The 18790-nt window shown below is 69.8% G+C and carries 17 protein-coding genes; 15 read left to right on the top strand and 2 right to left on the bottom strand.

Annotation, left to right across the window (positions count from 1 at the left end):
• The first annotated feature begins 95 nt into the window (after positions 1-95).
• Both PcP3B5_RS06865 and ppnN read left to right on the top strand, forming a co-directional pair.
• Positions 96-998: an alpha/beta fold hydrolase gene (locus PcP3B5_RS06865; RefSeq protein WP_009618378.1), complete on the top strand. Its 903-nt coding sequence runs from the start codon at positions 96-98 to the stop codon at positions 996-998.
• A gap of 229 nt (positions 999-1227) precedes the next feature.
• Positions 1228-2604 carry a nucleotide 5'-monophosphate nucleosidase PpnN gene (gene ppnN, locus PcP3B5_RS06860; protein ID WP_009618376.1) on the top strand — a complete coding sequence of 459 codons (1377 nt, stop codon included), beginning with the start codon at positions 1228-1230 and terminating at the stop codon, positions 2602-2604.
• 377 nt (positions 2605-2981) lie between these two features.
• On the opposite strand, the gene PcP3B5_RS06855 is transcribed toward ppnN, so the two are convergent.
• Complete coding sequence (locus PcP3B5_RS06855; protein WP_009618373.1) at positions 2982-3410, bottom strand: MarR family winged helix-turn-helix transcriptional regulator; 429 nt, start codon at positions 3408-3410, stop codon at positions 2982-2984.
• Positions 3411-3487: 77 nt separating this feature from the next.
• On the opposite strand from PcP3B5_RS06855, the gene PcP3B5_RS06850 reads away from it, so the two are divergent.
• From PcP3B5_RS06850 to PcP3B5_RS06835, 4 genes are all read left to right on the top strand, one after another.
• The gene (locus PcP3B5_RS06850; RefSeq protein WP_061560872.1) at positions 3488-4222 is read left to right on the top strand and encodes a siderophore-interacting protein; all 735 of its coding nucleotides are present in this window, start codon (positions 3488-3490) and stop codon (positions 4220-4222) included.
• Between the two features lie 217 nt (positions 4223-4439).
• Positions 4440-5777 carry an MFS transporter gene (locus PcP3B5_RS06845; RefSeq protein ID WP_061560871.1) on the top strand — a complete coding sequence of 446 codons (1338 nt, stop codon included), beginning with the start codon at positions 4440-4442 and terminating at the stop codon, positions 5775-5777.
• Positions 5778-5798: 21 nt separating this feature from the next.
• A complete protein-coding gene (locus tag PcP3B5_RS06840) occupies positions 5799-7061 on the top strand; it encodes a gallate dioxygenase (RefSeq protein WP_061560870.1) in 1263 nt (420 codons plus the stop codon).
• Positions 7062-7150: 89 nt separating this feature from the next.
• Positions 7151-8401 (top strand): OprD family porin, encoded by a 1251-nt coding sequence (locus tag PcP3B5_RS06835; protein ID WP_061560869.1) that lies wholly within the window; start codon positions 7151-7153, stop codon positions 8399-8401.
• A gap of 85 nt (positions 8402-8486) precedes the next feature.
• On the opposite strand, the gene PcP3B5_RS06830 is transcribed toward PcP3B5_RS06835, so the two are convergent.
• Positions 8487-9692, bottom strand: a complete 1206-nt coding sequence (locus PcP3B5_RS06830; protein WP_061560868.1) for a LysR family transcriptional regulator — start codon at positions 9690-9692, stop codon at positions 8487-8489.
• A 156-nt stretch (positions 9693-9848) separates the two neighbouring features.
• Between PcP3B5_RS06830 and galB the strand changes: the two genes are divergently transcribed.
• The 9 genes from galB (at position 9849) to PcP3B5_RS06785 (ending at position 18771) form a co-directional block, all read left to right on the top strand.
• Positions 9849-10583, top strand: coding sequence for a 4-oxalmesaconate hydratase (gene galB / locus PcP3B5_RS06825; protein WP_061560867.1), 735 nt, complete (start codon positions 9849-9851; stop codon positions 10581-10583).
• Positions 10580-11296, top strand: coding sequence for a 4-carboxy-4-hydroxy-2-oxoadipate aldolase/oxaloacetate decarboxylase (locus tag PcP3B5_RS06820; protein WP_009618359.1), 717 nt, complete (start codon positions 10580-10582; stop codon positions 11294-11296). Before galB ends, PcP3B5_RS06820 begins: the two co-directional genes overlap by 4 nt.
• Positions 11297-11298: 2 nt before the next feature.
• Positions 11299-12378, top strand: coding sequence for a 4-oxalomesaconate tautomerase (locus tag PcP3B5_RS06815; protein WP_061560866.1), 1080 nt, complete (start codon positions 11299-11301; stop codon positions 12376-12378).
• Positions 12379-12533: 155 nt separating this feature from the next.
• Complete coding sequence (locus tag PcP3B5_RS06810) at positions 12534-13466, top strand: ABC transporter substrate-binding protein (RefSeq protein WP_061560865.1); 933 nt, start codon at positions 12534-12536, stop codon at positions 13464-13466.
• Entirely contained in the window at positions 13466-14476 is a 1011-nt protein-coding gene (locus PcP3B5_RS06805) for a FecCD family ABC transporter permease (RefSeq protein ID WP_203228539.1), read from the top strand. The genes PcP3B5_RS06810 and PcP3B5_RS06805 overlap by 1 nt, the downstream gene beginning before the upstream one ends.
• Positions 14473-15513, top strand: a complete 1041-nt coding sequence (locus PcP3B5_RS06800; RefSeq protein ID WP_043272475.1) for a FecCD family ABC transporter permease — start codon at positions 14473-14475, stop codon at positions 15511-15513. Before PcP3B5_RS06805 ends, PcP3B5_RS06800 begins: the two co-directional genes overlap by 4 nt.
• A complete protein-coding gene (locus PcP3B5_RS06795) occupies positions 15510-16319 on the top strand; it encodes an ABC transporter ATP-binding protein (protein ID WP_043272474.1) in 810 nt (269 codons plus the stop codon). Before PcP3B5_RS06800 ends, PcP3B5_RS06795 begins: the two co-directional genes overlap by 4 nt.
• 413 nt (positions 16320-16732) lie before the next feature.
• Positions 16733-17425, top strand: coding sequence for a response regulator transcription factor (locus tag PcP3B5_RS06790; protein ID WP_141766164.1), 693 nt, complete (start codon positions 16733-16735; stop codon positions 17423-17425).
• Positions 17425-18771, top strand: a complete 1347-nt coding sequence (locus PcP3B5_RS06785) for a HAMP domain-containing sensor histidine kinase (RefSeq protein WP_061560864.1) — start codon at positions 17425-17427, stop codon at positions 18769-18771. Before PcP3B5_RS06790 ends, PcP3B5_RS06785 begins: the two co-directional genes overlap by 1 nt.
• Positions 18772-18790: the final 19 nt, after the last annotated feature.

Below are 18790 nucleotides of genomic sequence, written 5' to 3'. Positions count from 1 at the left end.
GAAGCTGTCACCTCAAGGCGCTTTCCTTCTGCCTGGTAGTTCTCTCGTACCCAATCGTGGGTGCATCCATTCGAGCTGCGTATGGAGGAAGCGACATGAGGCCGGAAACCGCCGTCGTCGAAATTCTGCAACACCGGGTCTACACGGAGTTCCACGCGAACAGGGAAGCACGCCAGACCATCATCCTGGTCAACGGCTCGCTGGCTACTACCGCCTCCTTTGCGCAAACGGTGAAATACCTGCAACCGCACTTCAACGTGGTCTGCTACGACCAGCCCTATGCCGGCCGGTCCAGGGCGCACAACGACTGCCGCGAATTCATCAGCAAGGAGTACGAGGCGCAGCTGCTGCTCGGGCTGATCGAGCACTACCGCGCCGACGTGGTGATGTCCTTCTCCTGGGGCGGGGTGGCCACCCTGCTGGCCCTGGCGCAGCGCCCGAGCCGCATCCGCAAGGCGGTGATCAGTTCCTTCTCGCCGCTGCTCAACGCCGCGATGCTCGACTACCTGCACCGCGGCCTGGACTACCTGGGCGCCTGCGACCGGCCGAACATCGCCAACCTGGTCAACGACACCATCGGCCGCTATCTGCCGCAGCTGTTCAAGCGCTACAACTTCCGCCACGTCGCCGGCCTGGACGAGCACGAGTACCGGCAGATGCACTTCCACGTCTGCCAGGTGCTCAAGCTCAGCGCCGAGAGCTACATGGAGAAGTTCGCGGCCATCGACATCCCGCTGCTGTTCCTCAACGGCGAGCTGGACCTCTACACCACGCCGGCCGAGGCCAAGCTGTTCCAGCAGCTGATCCGCGATTGCGAGTTCCGCACCATCCGCAATGCCGGGCACTTCATCGATGTCGAGCACAAGCAGGGCTGGCAGGACACCCGCGATGCCCTGCTCGGCTTCCTCAAGCCGCAGCGCCAGCCGGTCAGCCTGTCCCTGGGCAACGGCTACCTGCCCAACCACGAAGGCATTCCGCTGGCCGCCCTGGCCGGCTGAACGCCCCGTCCCGTCGTCCGGCTCCCGCCTTCCCGGCGGGTGGCCGAGGCCTTCCCGCAGCCGTGATGGCAATCCGCAGGGCTCGCGGCCTCGCTCCCCACGCACTACTATCCGCTTAAGCCCCACCCTCACCGGGCCGCCCTTGCGGCCATCTCGGGGCAGGACACCGCCACCCGCGCGGTCGAGTACCCAGGTGCCCTCCCGGGCATCCGCACCAATGGAAGCTGTAATGTCCCCCAGACCCACCATCAATGCCTCGGTCAGCCCCAAGGGCACCCTCGAAACCCTGTCCCAGCGCGAAGTCCAGCAACTCAGCGAAGCCGGCTCGGGCAGCGTCTACCAACTGTTCCGCCAGTGCGCCCTGGCCATCCTCAACACCGGCGCGCGCATCGACAACGCCAAGACCATCCTCGACGCCTACCGCGACTTCGAGGTGCGCATCCACCAGCAGGACCGCGGCGTGCGCCTGGAACTGGTCAACGCGCCGGCCGACGCCTTCGTCGACGGCGAGATGATCGCCGGCACCCGCGAGATGCTCTTCAGCGCCCTGCGCGACATCGTCTACACCGCCAACGAGCTGGACAACCAGCGCGTCGACCTGCACACCTCGCAAGGCATCACCGACTACGTCTTCCACCTGCTGCGCAACGCGCGCACCCTGCGCCCGGGCGTGGAGCCGAAGATAGTCGTGTGCTGGGGCGGCCACTCCATCAGCACCGAGGAGTACAAGTACACCAAGAAGGTCGGCCACGAGCTGGGCCTGCGCAACCTGGACGTCTGCACCGGCTGCGGCCCGGGCGTGATGAAGGGGCCGATGAAGGGCGCCACCATCGGCCATGCCAAGCAGCGCCACCACGGCGGCCGCTACCTGGGCCTGACCGAGCCGGGGATCATCGCCGCTGAGGCGCCCAACCCGATCGTCAACGAACTGGTGATCCTGCCGGACATCGAGAAGCGCCTGGAGGCCTTCGTCCGCGTCGGCCACGGCATCATCATCTTCCCCGGCGGCGTCGGCACGGCGGAGGAATTCCTCTACCTGCTAGGCATCCTCATGCACCCGGACAACCAGGACCTGCCCTTCCCCCTGGTGCTCACCGGGCCGCGCAGCGCCTCGGCCTACTTCGAGCAACTGCACGCCTTCGTCGGCGCCACCCTGGGCGAGGCGGCGCAGCGGCGCTACCAGATCATCGTCGACAACCCGGCCGAAGTGGCGCGGCACATGGCCCAGGGCCTGAAGGAGGTCAAGCAGTTCCGCCGCGAGCGCAACGACGCCTTCCACTTCAACTGGCTGCTGAAGATCGACGTCGGCTTCCAGCGCCCCTTCGACCCCACCCACGAACACATGGCCGCCCTGCAACTGAGCACCGACCTGCCGGCCCACGAACTGGCCGCCAACCTGCGCCGGGCGTTCTCCGGGATAGTCGCGGGCAACGTCAAGGAAAAGGGCGTGCGCGCCATCGAGGAATTCGGCCCCTACGAAATCCACGGCGAACCCGCGCTGATGCGACGCCTGGACGAACTGCTGCATGCGTTCGTCAAGCAGCACCGGATGAAGCTGCCGGGTGGGGCGGCGTATGAGCCGTGCTATCGGGTGGTGGAGGGCTGAGTTGCGCCGCGCGCCCTGCGCGCGAATCGCGGGCAGGGCCCGCTCCTACGGGAGCCGCTATTGCGCTCGGGTATTGGCCAGCTTTTCGTAGGAGCGAGCTTGCTCGCGAACGAGGTAACCGGCGGCTCCGCTGCCATGCCAACCTCCGCGCCCTCTCCCTAACCCTCTCCCTGAAGGGAGAGGGGACCGTTGGGCAGATACGGATGTTCTGGAGTTAGCCGGCAACACCGAAAGCTACCGGCTGAAACCTGGCCTTCTCTCGGCACGGACTAGCCCCCTCTCCCTTCAGGGCGGGGCGCGCAGCCGAGGGCTGGGGAGAGGGAACGGCCCCACCCACCCCACCGAAACCACCGGCGAGCCCCCACAAAAAACACCCCTCACTCCCCCTGCAAGTTCGCCTCCACCCGCGCCAACAACCCCTGCAACTGCTCCCGCTCCTGCGCGCTGAACCCCCGCACCGCCACCTCCGACAAATGCCGGCCCTGCCCTTCCACCTCGGCGTAAACCGCCTGGCCAGCGGCGCTCAGGCTCAGGCACACGCTGCGCTTGTCCAATGCATCGGCGCTGCCCTCCAGCAAACCGCGGTTGCGCAGGCCCTGGATCAGCCGGGCGATCTGCGCCTTGTCGCGGCCGCTGTGTTCCACCAGTTGACGCTGGGTGGCGCCCGGGCGGCGGGCGAAGAAGGCCAGCACCTTGAATTCCATGTGCGTCAGGTCATGGGGGCCGTCGCGCAGTTCACGGTATTGCCGCGAACGGTACAGGTGCATGACGGAGTGGATGGTTTCGAGAACGTCGTCGGCTTTCATGGCTATACGGTTGACTTTATCAACTAATGATTCTTATGATCGTTGATATTATCAACCATAGCCCAAGAGGGCCACCCATGACTCAAGCCACCCAACAACGCCGCGTGCAACGCGTCCGCCACGAACTGCGCATGCGCGAAGTGCAGGTCGCCCGCCGCGAACAGCTCAGCCCGCACTTCGTCAGCCTCACCTTCGCCGGCGAGGCCCTGGCCGATTTCGTTTCCGCCGGCTTCGACGACCACGTCAAGTTCATGTTCGAGGACGACGACGGCAGCATCGTGCGCCGCGACTACACCCCGCGCCGCTTCGACGCCTCGGCCCGCGAGCTGACCGTGGAGTTCGCCCTGCACGGCCACGGCAAGGCCTGCCAGTGGGCCGAGCACGCCCAGGTCGGCGACAACGCGGTGATCGGCGGCCCGCGCGGCTCGATGATCGTCCCGCTGGACTTCGACTGGCACCTGTTCGTCGCCGACGCCACCGGCCTGCCCGCCGTGCACCGGCGCCTGGAGGAAATGCCGGCTGGCACCCGCGCCATCGTCCTGCTGCAGGTGGAAGCGGCCGACCGTCGCCAGTTCACCACTGCCGCCGACCTCGAACTGCGCTGGTTCGATGACGGCGAAACCCTGCTGGCCGCCGTCGAGGCCCTGCACCTGCCCGCCGGCGAAGGCTTCGCCTGGGGCGCCGGCGAGGCCGCGGCCATGGTCCGCGTGCGCAACCTGCTGCTGGAGAAGGGCCAGCCGAAGGAAGCCATGCGCGTCGCCGCCTACTGGCGCCAGGGCCAGGCCGACTACCACGAGGAACTCAGCCAGTGAAACCCGCCCGCCAGGCGTCGCCGGCCCCGGCAACGCCTGCGCAAGCGCCCCATAAACAAAACCGATACCCGCTTAAGGATTTCCCAGAGGCAGGCCCCGCCCCTTGAGCCTTACAGTCGCCCCACGCCGAAAAACGGCGAGGTGATTCCTGCCGGTCATCATCGTTTTCGAAGCCTGTTGGAATTTTCACCACTACAAGAACAAAAGGTGAACGCGAATGCTCAAGCAAACCGTCGACGTCAAAGACTGGATCGACAACCGGCCGATCTCGGCCTACCAGTGGCTCATCCTCTCGCTGTGCTTCCTCATCGTCCTGTTCGACGGTTTCGACGTCGCCGTGATGGGCTTCATCGCCCCGTCGCTGATGCAGGAGTGGGGCCTGTCCCGCGCCGCCTTCGGCCCGGTGATGAGCGCCGGGATGATCGGCCTGGCCATAGGCGCGCTGACCGCCGGCCCCTACGCCGACCGCCTCGGGCGCAAGAAGGTGCTGCTGATCGCGGTGACCGGCTTCAGCCTGCTCAGCCTGGCCTGCGCCTTCGCCCGCAGCCCCTACGAACTGGCCTTCCTGCGCCTGCTCACCGGCGTCGCCCTGGGCGCGGCCATGCCCAACAGCACCACGCTGCTGGCCGAGTACCTGCCCGAGCGCAGCCGCTCGCTGCTGATCACCATCATGTTCACCGGCTTCAACATGGGCTCGGGCCTGGGCGGCTTCCTCGCCGCCTGGCTGATCCCGCACCACGGCTGGCAGGCGGTGCTGCTCGCCGGCGGCCTGCTGCCGCTGGCCCTGCTGCCCTTGCTGCTGTGGCTGCTGCCCGAGTCCGCGCGCTTCATGGCCGCGCGCAAGGCCCCGGCCGAGCAGATCGCCGCCGCCCTGGCCAAGCTCGGCGGGCACTTCGCCGAAGGCACCCGCTTCAGCGTCAGCGAGCCGCCGGTGCAGCACAAGGCGCCGGTGCGCCAGCTGTTCGACGGGCGCTTCCGCCTGGGCACCCTGGCGCTGTGGGCCACCTACTTCATGGGCCTGCTGGTGATCTACCTGACCATGGGCTGGCTGCCCACCCTGCTGCGCGACGGCGGCCTGTCCATCGAACGCGCCGCCACCATCACCGGGCTGTTCCAGATCGGCGGCACCGTCGGCGCCATCGTGGTCGGCTGGATCATGGACCGGCGCAACCCCAACCGCGTCATCGCCATCGCCTACGCCCTGGGCGGGCTGTGCATCGTCAGCCTCGGCGCGCTGAGCCTGGAATCCAGCCTGCTGGTGGTCGGCGTCACCGCCGCCGGCTTCTGCATGAGCGGCGCGCAGACCGGCCTCAACGCCTTCGCCCCGGGCTACTACCCCACCGAGTTCCGCGCCACCGGGGTAAGCTGGATGCTCGGCATCGGCCGCTTCGGCGCCATCTTCGGCTCGCTCATCGGCGGCGCGGTGCTCAGCCTCGGCCTGGGCCTGCCGCTGCTGTTCACCTTCCTCGGCCTGCCGGCGTTCGTCGCGGCCCTGGCGATCCTGGCCAACGGCCACGCCCGGCGCCGCGCGAGCCAGGTACTGGCCACGCAGTAACCTGAACCAGAGGACCCCGTCATGGCACGCATCATTGGTGGCCTAGCCGTCTCCCACACCCCGACCATCGGCTTCGCCGTCGACCACGACAAACAGGAAGAGGCGGCCTGGGCGCCGATCTTCAAGAGCTTCGAGCCGATCCGCGCCTGGCTCCAGGAACAGCGCCCAGACGTGCTCTTCTACATCTTCAACGACCACGTCACCTCGTTCTTCTTCGACCACTACAGCGCCTTCACCCTCGGCGTCGACGACCGCTATGGCGTCGCCGACGAGGGCGGCAACCCGCGCGAGCTGCCGCCGGTGGGCGGCCACGCGGCGCTGTCGCGGCACATCGGGCAAAGCCTGATGGCCGACGAGTTCGACATGAGCTTCTTCCGCGACAAGCCGCTGGACCACGGCTTCTTCTCGCCGATGTCGGCGCTGCTGCCCTGCGCCGACGGCTGGCCGCTGCAGATAGTGCCGCTGCAGGTCGGCGTGCTGCAGCTGCCGATCCCCAGCGCGCGGCGCTGCTACAAGCTCGGCCAGGCCCTGCGCCGCGCCATCGAGAGCTACCCGGAGGACCTCAAGGTCGCCATCGTCGCCACCGGCGGCGTGTCGCACCAGGTCCACGGCGAGCGCTGCGGCTTCAACAACCCTGAGTGGGACGCGCAGTTCATCGAGCTGCTGGTCAACGACCCCGAGCGCCTGACCGAGATGACCGTCGCCGAATACGCCACCCTCGGCGGCATGGAGGGCGCCGAGGTGATCACCTGGCTGATCATGCGCGGCGCGCTGTCCGCCAGCGTCGACAAGCTGCACCAGGACTACTACCTGCCGTCCATGACCGGCATCGCCACCCTGCTGCTGCAGAACCGCGACCAGCGCCTGCCGGCCCCGGCCATCGAGCGCCATCGCCAGCACATGCAGCACCAACTGGCTGGCGCCGAAAAGCTGGAAGGCACCTACCCCTACACCCTGGAGCGCAGCGCCAAGGGCTACCGGCTGAACAAGTTCCTGCACCGCATGATCGAGCCGCAGTGGCGCCAGCGCTTCCTCACCGAGCCCGAGGCGCTGTACGCCGAGGCCGAACTCAGCGAGGAAGAGCGCGACCTGCTGCGCCGCCGCGACTGGCGCGGGCTGATCCACTACGGGGTGATCTTCTTCGTGCTGGAGAAACTCGGCGCCGTGCTCGGCGTCTCCAACCTGGACATCTACGCCGCCATGCGCGGCCAGAGCCTGGAAGACTTCATGAAGACGCGCAACCAGCAGGTGCGCTACTCGGTGGCCGGCAAGGCCCCGCGCTAACCCCGCTCCCCCCAGCTTCACCGCCCACCAGCGACGCCACCGCGCCGCTGGCCGGCGACGCTTTGCCCAAGAAACGGAGAACAACAACAATGATCCGCCCGTCCCACAAGCACCGTCTCGTCTGCACCCTGGCCCTGGCCTCGGCCCTGCCGCTGGAGGCGCTGGCCGAAGGCTTCCTCGACGACGCCAAGTCCAGCCTGACCCTGCGCAACTTCTACATGAACCGCGACTACACCGGCGATGCCGCCCAGGGCAAGGCCGAGGAATGGACGCAGAGCTTCATCCTCGACTTCAAGTCCGGCTTCACCCAAGGCACCGTCGGCTTCGGCCTGGATGTGCTCGGCCTGTACAGCATCAAGCTCGATGGCGGCCGCGGCACCGCCGGCACCCAGCTGCTGCCGGTGCACGACGATGGCCGCCCGGCCGACGACTTCGGCCGCCTGGCGGTGGCCGGCAAGGCACGGATATCGAAGACCGAGCTGAAAGTCGGCGAATGGGCCCCGGCGCTGCCGATCCTGCGTTCCGACGACGGCCGCTCGCTGACGCAGACCTTCCAGGGCGCGCAGCTCACTTCGAAGGAAATCGCCGGCCTGACCCTCTACGGCGGCCAGTTCCGCCAGAACAGCCCGCGCAACGACGCCAGCATGGAGGACATGAGCCTGTTCAACCGCACGGCCTACACCTCCGACCGCTTCGACTTCGTCGGCGGCGAATACCGCTTCAACCACGAGCGCACCCTGGTCGGCCTGTGGAACGCCGAGCTGAAGGACATCTACCAGCAGCAGTACCTGCAGGTGCAGCACTTCCAGCCCGTGGGCGACTGGGTGCTGGGCGCCAACCTCGGCTACTTCCGGGGCAAGGAAGACGGCAGCGCCCGCGCCGGCGACCTGGACAACCGCACCGCCTCCGGGCTGTTCTCCGCCAAGTACGGCGCCGGCACCTTCTACCTGGGCCTGCAGAAGGTCATGGGCGATGACGAGTGGTTCCGCGTCAACGGCGCCAGCGGCGGCACCCTGGCCAACGACGCCTTCGGCTCCAGCTTCGAGAGCGCCAAGGAGCACTCCTGGCAACTGCGCCACGACTACGACTTCGCCGCCCTGGGCGTACCCGGCCTGACCCTGATGAACCGCTACATCCACGGCGACAACGTGCACAACGCCAGCACCGACGACGGCACCGAATGGGCCCGCGAGAGCGAGCTGGCCTACACCGTGCAGTCCGGACCGCTGAAGACGCTGAACGTCAAATGGCGCAATTCCAACATGCGCCGCGACTGGGGGCGGACCAACAGCTTCGACGAGAACCGGTTGATCGTCAGCTATCCGCTGAGCCTGCTGTAGGCCCCACGCCGAGGCGCCTTCGTAGGATGGGTTGAGCTTGCGAAACCCATCCTACGAAGAGCACCTCGGCGCAAGACAGTTGCGCCTACAGGGTATGGGCCCCTGTCTCCTGGATCACCTCGCGGATACTCTGCATCAACGCCGCCGACACCGGCGAATGCAGGCAGCCGCTGCGGCAGGTCAGGCCGATGGCGCGGGTGGTCTGTTGCAGCTGCACCGGCAGGCGGCACAGCTCGCCGGAGGCTATCTCGTGTTCCAGCTGGTGCGCCGACACCGCCGCGAGCATGTCCGAGCGCAGCAGCAGGCCGCGGATGGTCGCCAGGTCGCCGCTCTCCACCACCGGCCAGGGCGCGGCCATGCCCGAGGCGGCGAAGCAGGCGTCGAGCAGGCCCCGGGCCGGGGAGCCCGCGCGCGGCAATACCCAGCGCGCCTGCTGCAGTTCCGCCAGCTCGCGGGGGCCTTCCAGCAGCGGGTGGCCGCGGCGCGCCAGCAGCACCATTTCCTCGGTGAGCAACGCCTCGCCGGCCAGGTCGCTGGCGTAGTCCGCCGAGCGCAGGGCGCCGAAGACGAAGTCCAGGTCGCCGGCGCGCAACTCGGTAGCCAGCAGGTCGAACGGGCTTTCGTTGGTGATCACCCGCACCCCGGGATGCTCGGCGGTGAGGCGGACGATGGCCTCGGGCAGGATGCGCGTGCGCCCCAGCGGCAGCGCGCCGACGTGCACCACGCCCCGCAGGCTGCCGCGCATGGCGCTGAGGTCGGTCTCGATGTGGCGCAGTTCGTTGAGCGCGCGGCGGATCGGAAAGAGGATCTCGTGGCTCGCCCGCGTCGGCTGCAGCCCGCGCGGGGTGCGCTCGAACAATGGCCGGCCGCAGCCGCCCTCCAGCACCTTGAGCGCCGAGCTGACCGCCGGCTGGCTGAGGCCGAAGTGGCTGGCCACGGTCTGCATGTGGCGCGTCTCGCAGAGCTTGACGAAGACCTCCAGGCGCCGCCCCTGGAACAGGTACAGCGGCTCCACCGGCGCCGCGCCCAGCACCCTGGGCACGCTCTCCAGCTCGGCCAGCACGCGGCGCGCGCGGGGCAGCACGCAGTCGCCGTAGTCGGTCAGGCGCATGCCGTTGGCGTGGCGCTCGAACAGCGGCGCGTCGAGCCGCGCCTCCAGCTCGGAAATGGCGCGGGTGACCACCGACTGCGCGCGGAACAGCGCTTCCGAGGCCCGCGACACACTGCCCAGGTCCGCCACGCGGACGAAGGCGCGGACCTGCATCAGGTTCGGCAGCTCGAAGTCGCTCATATCCCCTCCCGGCGCGCAGCCCTACTCCGACGGGACTATGCCCAGCCCTCCGGACAAGCGCAATAAGCAGAACGCATACCTCCAACAACTGAACGCATTAGTCCGCCACGGCCCTCGGTGACATCCTCGACACATTCCCAACCGGAGCCCACCCACATGAACGCAGCACAAAAATCCGCCCTGGTGGTCAGCGCCCATTCCGCCGATTTCGTCTGGCGCGCCGGTGGCGCCATCGCCCTGCACGCCGAGCAGGGCTACGCCGTGCACATCGTCTGCCTGTCCTTCGGCGAGCGCGGCGAATCCGCCAAGCTGTGGCGCAAGGGCGAGATGAGCGAAGCGAAGGTCAAGGCCGCGCGCCGCGAGGAAGCCCTGGCCGCCGCCGAAATCCTCGGCGCCAGCGTCGAGTTCTTCGACATCGGCGACTACCCGATGCGCGCCGACAAGGACACCCTGTTCCGCCTGGCCGACGTGTTCCGCCGCGTGCAGCCGGAATTCGTCCTCAGCCACTCGCTGAAGGACCCGTACAACTACGACCACCCGCTGGCCATGAACCTCGCCCAGGAGGCGCGCATCATCGCCCAGGCCGAGGGCTACAAGCCGGGCGAGAAGATCGTCGGCGCGCCGCCGGTGTACGCCTTCGAGCCGCACCAGCCGGAGCAGTGCGAATGGCGCCCGGACACCTTCCTCGACATCACCGGCGTGTGGGACAGGAAGTACGCCGCCATCCAGTGCATGGCCGGCCAGGAACACCTGTGGGAGTACTACACCCGCGTCGCCCTGCAGCGCGGCGTGCAGGCCAAGCGCAACGTCGGCATCACCAGCACGCGCAACATCGTCTACGCCGAAGGCTTCCAGAGCATCTTCCCGCGCGTGACGGAGAACCTGGCATGAGCGCGCTGATCGGCAAGACCGGCATCGTGGTGCGCAACATCCCGCGTGTCGCGCAGGAAACCATCGACGAACTCGGCCGCCTGGGCGTGGCCACCGTGCACGAGGCCCAGGGCCGCAAGGGCCTGCTGAACACCGGCATCCGCCCGATCCAGCAGGGCGTGGCGGTGGCCGGCAGCGCGGTGACCGTGCTGGTGGCGCCGGGCGACAACTGGATGTTCCACGTCGCCGTCGAGCAGTGCCGCCCCGGCGACCTGCTGGTGGTGGCGCCCAGCTCGCCGTGCAGCGACGGCTACTTCGGCGACCTGCTCGCCACCTCGCTCAAGGCCCGCGGCGTGCGCGGCCTGGTGATAGACGCCGGCATCCGCGACAGCCACACCCTGCGCGAGATGGGCTTTGCGGTCTGGTCGAAGGCCATCAACGCCCAGGGCACGGTGAAGGAGGTGCTCGGCTCGGTGAACCTGCCGCTGCTGTGCGCCGGGCAACTGGTGAACGCCGGCGACATCGTCGTCGCCGACGACGACGGCGTGGTCGTGGTGCGCCACGGCGAAGCGGCCCAGGTGCTGGAAGCCGCGCGCAAGCGCGCCGACCTGGAAGAACAGAAGCGCCTGCGCCTGGCCGCCGGCGAACTCGGCCTGGACATCTACGAGATGCGCCCGCGCCTGGCCGCCAAGGGCCTGCGCTACGTGGACAGCCTCGACGAACTGGGAGGCTGAACATGGGCCAGACCCGCATCCCCTGCCTGCTCATGCGTGGCGGCACCTCCAAGGGCGCCTACTTCCTCAGCACCGACCTGCCCGCCGATGCGGTCCTGCGCGAGCGCGTGCTGCTGGCGGTGATGGGCTCGCCGGACAAGCGCCAGATCGACGGCCTCGGCGGCGCCGACCCGCTGACCAGCAAGGTCGCCATCGTCCGCGCCTCGCGCCGCGACGACGCCGACGTCGACTACCTGTTCGCCCAAGTGCTGGTGGACGAGGCGCGGGTGGACTACGGGCAGAACTGCGGCAACATCCTCGCCGGCGTCGGCCCCTTCGCCATCGAGCGCGGCCTGGTGCCGGTGCGCGGCGCCAGCACGGCGGTGCGCATCTTCATGGAGAACACCGGGCAGATCGCCGTGGCGCACGTCCTCACGCCCGATGGCGAGGTGGAATACGCCGGCGACACGCGCATCGACGGCGTGCCCGGCAGCGCCGCGCCGCTGGTGGTGGAGTTCGCCGACGTGGCCGGCTCCAGCTGCGGCGCCCTGCTGCCCACCGGCAACGTCCGCGACACTTTCGACGGTATCGAAGTCACCTGCATCGACAACGGCATGCCGGTGGTGCTGCTGCGCGCCGAGGACCTGGGCCGCAGCGGCTGCGAGAGCCGAGAGGAACTGGACGCCGATACCGAGCTGAAGGCACGCCTGGAATCCATCCGCCTGCAGGCCGGCCCGCGCATGAACCTGGGCGACGTCGGCCAGCGCAACGTGCCGAAGATGTGCCTGGTCTCGGCGCCGCGCCAGGGCGGGGCGATCAACACCCGCTCGTTCATCCCGCACCGCTGCCACGCCTCCATCGGCGTGTTCGGCGCGGTGAGCGTGGCCAGTGCCTGCCTGGTGCAAGGCTCGGTAGCGCAAGACGTCGCTCACGCTGGCGAAGGCGAGGTGCGGCGCCTGGCGGTGGAACATCCCAGCGGCGAATTCAGCGTGGAAATCCGCCTGCACGACGGGCGCATCGCCGGCTGCGGCCTGGTGCGCAGCGCACGCCTGCTGTTCGACGGCCAGGTGTGCATTCCCCGGGCAGTGTGGGCCGGCCACTGACCTGGGCGAACCGCACGGCGCTCTGCCGCGCGGCTTTGACACAAATCATCGCAGTTGTAAAAAAACGGTAAATGCGAGTGATTCCAACTCGCTTCTGTCGTATCTATGGGCATTTTCCACCCGCCCGCCACTTTCGGCGCATCAGGAAAACCTTCATGCACGCCCGAGCCCTTCCCCTCTCCCGCCGCCTGCTGGCCAGTGCGGCCGCCGCCGTCACCAGCGCCTTCCTGCTCCTCCACCCCACCGGCGCCAGCGCCGCCACCCTGGACACCGCCTTCGGCCCGGTGCAGGTCAAGGACCACCCGCAGCGCGTAGTGGCCCTGGGCGAGAACACCCTGGACGCCGCCCTCGCCCTGGGCGTGCAACCCCTGGGCGCGCTGGCCAGCCGCGGCGGCAGCGACATTCCCGAATACCTCAAGGCCAAGGCCGGCAAGCTGCCGCTGGTGGGCACCGTGCGCGAGGTCAACCTGGAAGCCGTGCTCAAGCTGCGCCCGGACCTGATCCTGGCCAGCCCCGGCCTGACCCGCGAGCAGTACGCCAAGCTCAGCCTGATGGCGCCCACCGTGGTGCCCAAGGGCGGCGCCCTGGACGACTGGCGCGTAGCCTTCCGCACCTATGCCGCGGCCCTGGACAGGAACGCCGAGGCCGAGCAGCGCCTGAACGAACTCGACCAGCGCATCGCCGGGCTGCGCCCGCGCCTGCCGGCCAACACCAGCCTCAGCGTGGTGCGCTGGAACCCGCAGGGGCCGATCATGATGTCCAGCCACCTGTTCGCCGGCCAGCTGCTCGACCAGTTGGGCCTGCGGCCCAATCCGCTGGCGGCGCAGCAGACCCAGCGCCCGCACACCGACATCCTCAGCCTGGAGAACCTGTCCAAGGCCGATGCCGACTGGATCTTCCTCGCCACCCTCAACCCCGACGGCGAGAAGGCCCTGGCCGAAGCCCGCCAGCAACCCGCCTTCACCCGCCTGAAAGCGGTGCAGGCCGGGCACCTGGCCAGCGTCGACGGGCAGATCTGGAGCAGCAGCTCCGGCTACCTGGCCGCCCAGCAGGTGCTGGATGACGTGGAGAAGGCGCTGGCCAACTGATGCTGCCCGCGCGCCTGCCCTTGCCGCTGGCCCTCGGGCTGGCGGCTTCGCTTCTGTTGCTGCTGTGCCTGGCCAGCCTGCTGCTGGGCGCCGGCGACGCCGGGCCCTGGGCCAGCCTGCAAGCCCTGTTCGGCGGCGCCGACGAAGACACCCGCTTCGTCGTCGGCGTGCTGCGCCTGGCGCGCACCGAGCTGGCCCTGCTGGTGGGCGTGGCCCTGGGCGCCGCCGGCCTGCTGCTGCAATCGGTGACGCGCAACCCGCTGGCCGAGCCCGGCCTGCTGGGCGTCAGCGCCGGCTCGGCCTTCGCCGTGACCCTGGCGATCAACCTCGGCGCCACCGCCGCCGGCCTCAACCTGGCGGTGGCCGTGCTCGGCGCCCTGGGCGGCTGCCTGCTGGTGCTGACGGTGTCGCGCCTGCGCGGGGTGGGCGACGACCCGGTGCGCCTGGTGCTGGCCGGGGTGGCCTTCTCCGGCCTGCTCACCGCCCTGAGCAGCCTGGTGCTGCTGTGGGACCAGCGCACCGCCGACGAAGTGCGCTTCTGGGTGGTCGGCAGCCTCGCCGGCCGGCCGCTGGACACCCTGCACTGGAGCCTGCCGGGGCTGCTGCTCGGCCTGCTGGTGGCGCTGCCGCTGGTCCGCCCGCTGGCCGCCCTGGCCCTGGGCGAACGCGTGGCCAGCGGCCTCGGCCACCACCCGCAGCGGGTGCGCCTGGCCACCCTGCTGGCGGTGGCGCTGCTGGTGGGCACGGCCAATGCCGCCGCCGGCCCCATCGCCTTCCTCGGTCTGATCGTGCCCTTCATCGCCCGCCGCCTGGTGGGCAGCGACATCCGCAGCTGCTTCGGCCTGTGCCTGCTGCTGGGGCCCTGCGTACTGCTGCTGGCCGACATAATCGCGCGCCTGCTGGTGCGCCCCTACGAGATGCCGGTAGGGGTGGTCACCGCCTTCGTCGGCGCGCCCATCCTCATCGCCGTGGTGCGCTCGCACCGCCTGCCGACGCTGCAACGCCAATGAACGCGCCCTCTCCCCACGGTTACGGCCTGCTGCGCCTGGGCCGGCTGTCGCTGCTCTGGCACCGCCGCAGCCTCATGGTCGGCCTGGCGTTGCTGGCAACACTGGCCGCCGCCTTCGTGTTCTGCCTGAGCGGCGACGGCCTCGGCGCCGGCCAGGCCATCGCCGCCCTGCTCGGCCAGGGCGACCCCTTCCAGCAACTGCTGGTGCGCGAACTGCGCCTGCCGCGCCTGCTCGCCGGCCTGCTCAGCGGCGCCGCCCTGGGCGCCGCCGGCTGCCTGATGCAGACCCTGGCGCGCAACCGCCTGGCCACCCCGGGCATGGTCGGCCTGGACAACGGCGCCACCGCCTTCGCCGTGGCCTCCATAGTCGCGGTGCCGACCAGCCTGGCGCCCTCCGCGCTGGCCCTGACCGGCGCCGCCAGCGCTGCCGCGCTGACCTTCCTGCTCGCGGCCGGGGCCGGCGCCCGCGGCTATCGCTTCATCGTCGTCGGCCTGGGCATAGGCGCGCTGTTCGGCGCCCTGACCAACCTGATGCTGGCCCGCGCCGACATAGACGCGGCCAACGCCGCCTACCCCTGGACCGTCGGCAGCCTCAACGCCCGCCCGCCGCTGGCCGTGTGGCTGCTGGCCGGCGGCCTGGCCCTGGGCCTGCCGGCGGCGCGCCTGCTGACGCGGCCACTGACGACGATGCGCTTCTCCGACAGCGTCGCCATCGGCCTGGGCGTGCGCCTGGGCGCCATGCGCATCGCCACCCTGGCGCTGAGCGTGGCCCTCACCGGGCTGGCCGTGGCGGTGGCCGGGCCGGTCGGCCTGGTGGCGCTGATCGCCCCCGAGGCAGCGCGCTACCTGGGCGGCCAACACGGCGTGCCGGTGCTCAACGCGGCCCTGGCCGGCGCCCTGCTGACGCTGCTGGCCGACTGGCTGGGACGCACCCTGCTGGCGCCCATCGAAATCCCCGTGGGCATCGTCATGGCGGTGATAGGCGCGCCCTACCTGCTGTGGATCATCCTGCGCCAACCCTCCGGGAGACAGCCATGAACCCGAACCCCGTCGCCCCGCTGGAAACCCGCGGCCTGTGCATGGCCTACGGCAAGCGGCCGATCATCGAAGGCCTGGACCTGCGCCTGCCGGCCGGCCAGGTTACCGCCATCGTCGGCCCCAACGGCTGCGGCAAATCCACCCTGCTGGCGGGCCTGGCGCGCCTGCAGAAGCCCAGCGGCGGCGCCGTGCTGCTCGACGGCAAGGCCATCGCCAGCCTGCCGTCGAAAGAAGTGGCGCGGCGCCTGGCGCTGCTGCCCCAGGACGCCAGCGCCCCGGACGGCCTCACCGTGGCCGAGCTGATCCGCTTCGGCCGCCAGCCGCACCAGGGCCTGTTCCAGCAATGGAGCGCCGAGGACCAGCAGGTGGTGGACGCCGCCCTGGCCGCCGCCGACCTCGGCGAGCTGGCCGAGCGGCCGCTGGAATCCATGTCCGGCGGCCAGCGCCAGCGCGCCTGGATCGCCATGGCCATCGCCCAGGACACCCCGCTGCTGCTGCTCGACGAACCCACCTCGGCGCTGGACCTGGGCCACCAGATCGAGGTCTTCGAACTGATCCGCCACCTGGCCGAAGCCGGCAAGACGGTGGTGATGGTGGTCCACGACCTGTCCAGCGCCTGCCGCTACGCCGACCACCTGGTGGCGATGAAAGGCGGCCAGGTGCTGGCCGAAGGCGCGCCGGCCCGGGTGGTGACGGCGGAGCTGGTGGAGGCGCTGTATGGCGTGCGCTGTACGTTGTTGAGCGATCCGTACAGCGGCACGCCACTGATCGTTGGGGCCAGTCGGGTGCGAGCCTGCTCTTCGTAGGAGCGAGGGGGACGCCTAGTTCTTGCTCGCGAATGGGTCTTCCGGGGACTTCGGCGCCAAGACTGAGAGCACCCTCTCCCTAACCCTCTCCCTGAAGGGAGAGGGGACCGTTGGGCAGACACGGATGTTCTGGAGTCAGCCGGCAGGCACGGTGGCTACAGGCTGAAACCGCCCTCCTCTCGGCACGGACAAGCCCCCTCTCCCTTCAGGGAGAGGGCTGGGGAGAGGGGACGGGCTTCGACATCGCTCCGGAGCAAGACCTGACGCCATTGTTCGTGAGCTCGCTCCTACGAAAAGCACCATCCCCCCAGCACCTCAGATGCGACGAAATGCCAGCACCCAACCATTGCCCCGCCCCCACCGCCAGTGGGATCATTTGCAATTGCTTTTTGTTCTCATTCATGGCTGATCACGTGTCACCGCAACTACTCCTCGTGGAAGACGACGCCCACCTGCGCCCGGCCCTGGAACGCCACTTCCAGGCCCGCGGCTTCGCCGTGCGCGCCTGCGAGACCGGCACCCAGGGCCTGGCCGCGCTGCGCGAGGGCCGCTTCGACCTGGTGCTGCTGGACATCATGCTGCCCGGCGTCGACGGCCTCAGCCTGCTCGACGAACTGCGCCGCCGGCAGACCGTGCCGGTGATGCTGATGTCCGCCCTGGGCGCCGAGCAGGACCGCATCAGCGGCTTCACCCGCGGCGCCGACGACTACCTGCCCAAGCCCTTCAGCTTGGCCGAGCTGGACGCCCGGGTCGACGCCCTGCTGCGCCGCGTGGCCCTCGACCGGCGCCCGGCCGAGGCCCCCCGGGACGGCGAGCTGACCCTCGACGAGGAGGCCCGCGACGTCACCCACCAGGGCCGCGCCGCCGGCCTCACCGGCTCCGAGTACCGCCTGCTGGCGACCCTGCGCGCACACCCCGGCGAAGCGCTGAGCAAGGCCTTCCTCTACCAGAGCGTGCTGCACCGCGCCTACACCCGCCTGGACCGCGGCCTGGACGTGCACGTCTGCAACCTGCGCCGCAAGCTCGCCGCCATCGGCGCGCAGCACCTGCAGATCCAGGCGGTGCGCGGCCAGGGCTACGTGCTGGTCGAAACGGACGGCGCCTGATGCGCCGCCACCCGCTGCTGTGGAAGCTGGCCCTGCTGCAGGTGGGTTTCTGCCTGACGCTGACCTGGCTGATCTGGAACTGGGGCCTGTCGGTGGAACGCAGCACCTACTTCCTCGACGAAGCCGACCGCCTCTACCTCGCGCGCTACGCCCAGCAGGCTGAGCAGGCCTGGCGCCAGGGCGGCACGGCCGGCGCCGAAGCCTTCCGCCGCCAGCTGGAGCGCGAGGAAGACACCTGGGTCGCCCTGGTCGGCCCGCGCCTGGAAAGCCTCGGCACCACGCCGCTGAGCGCCGAGGAGGCCAGCCACCTGACCTTCATGCGCAAGCTCGACTGGCCCATGAGCCGGCGCCTGCAGGACGAGCTGCCCTACGTCAGCATCGAGTTCCCCGAACGCCCCGAGGACGGCCGCCTGGTCATCCAGCTGCCCGAGCGCCTGCTGCCCAGCGGCCTGACGCCCTGGACCCACGTCATCACCCACGGCGTGGCGCCGACCCTGCTGGCCCTGCTGCTGGGCCTGGCCCTGTACCGCCACCTGGTGGTGCCGCTGAACCGCCTGCGCGACCGCGCCGACGCCCTGCGCGCCGACGACCTCGACAGCCCCGGCCTGCCGCTGCAGGAGCGCCGCGACGAACTGGGCGAACTGGCCCAGGCCTTCGAACACATGGCCGCGCGCCTGCGCCAGAGCCTGGCCCAGCAGCGCCTGCTGCTGCGCACCCTGTCCCACGAACTGCGCACGCCCCTGGCGCGGCTGCGCATCGCCCACGACGGCGAGCTGCCGCCCGAACAGCTGCGCCAGCGCCTGGGCCGCGAAGTGGCCGACATGCAGCGGTTGCTGGAAGACACCCTCGACCTGGCCTGGATGGACACCGAGCGCCCGCAACTGCCCACCGAACCGGTGCTGGTGCTCTCGGTGTGGGAAGCGCTGCGCGAGGACGCCTGCTTCGAAAGCGGCTGGGAGCCCGCGCGCCTGCCCTGCTCGCTGGGCACCGAATGCAGCGTGCAGGTGCACCTGGACAGCCTGGCCCAGGCCCTGGAGAACCTGCTGCGCAACGCCATCCGCCACTCGCCGGCGGGCGGCCGAGTCAGCCTCGACGGCTGGCGCGAAGGCCGGCACTGGCACCTGTGCCTGCGCGACCAGGGCCCCGGCGTGGCCGAGGCCGACCTTGAGCGCATCTTCGAGCCCTACCAGCGCCTGGAAGGCAGCGGCGCCGGCTTCGGCCTGGGCCTGGCCATCGCCCGCCGCGCCATCGAGCTGCAGGGCGGCCGCCTGTGGGCCACCAACGCCCACCCCGGCCTGTGCCTGCACCTGCTGTTGCCGGCGGCCTGGAAGTGTTTAGAAAGTTAATGCGCTTTACTCGCAATTG

This window comes from Pseudomonas citronellolis (assembly GCF_001586155.1).
Taxonomy (GTDB): domain Bacteria; phylum Pseudomonadota; class Gammaproteobacteria; order Pseudomonadales; family Pseudomonadaceae; genus Pseudomonas; species Pseudomonas citronellolis.
This window is presented reverse-complemented; position numbering and strand designations above follow the sequence as displayed.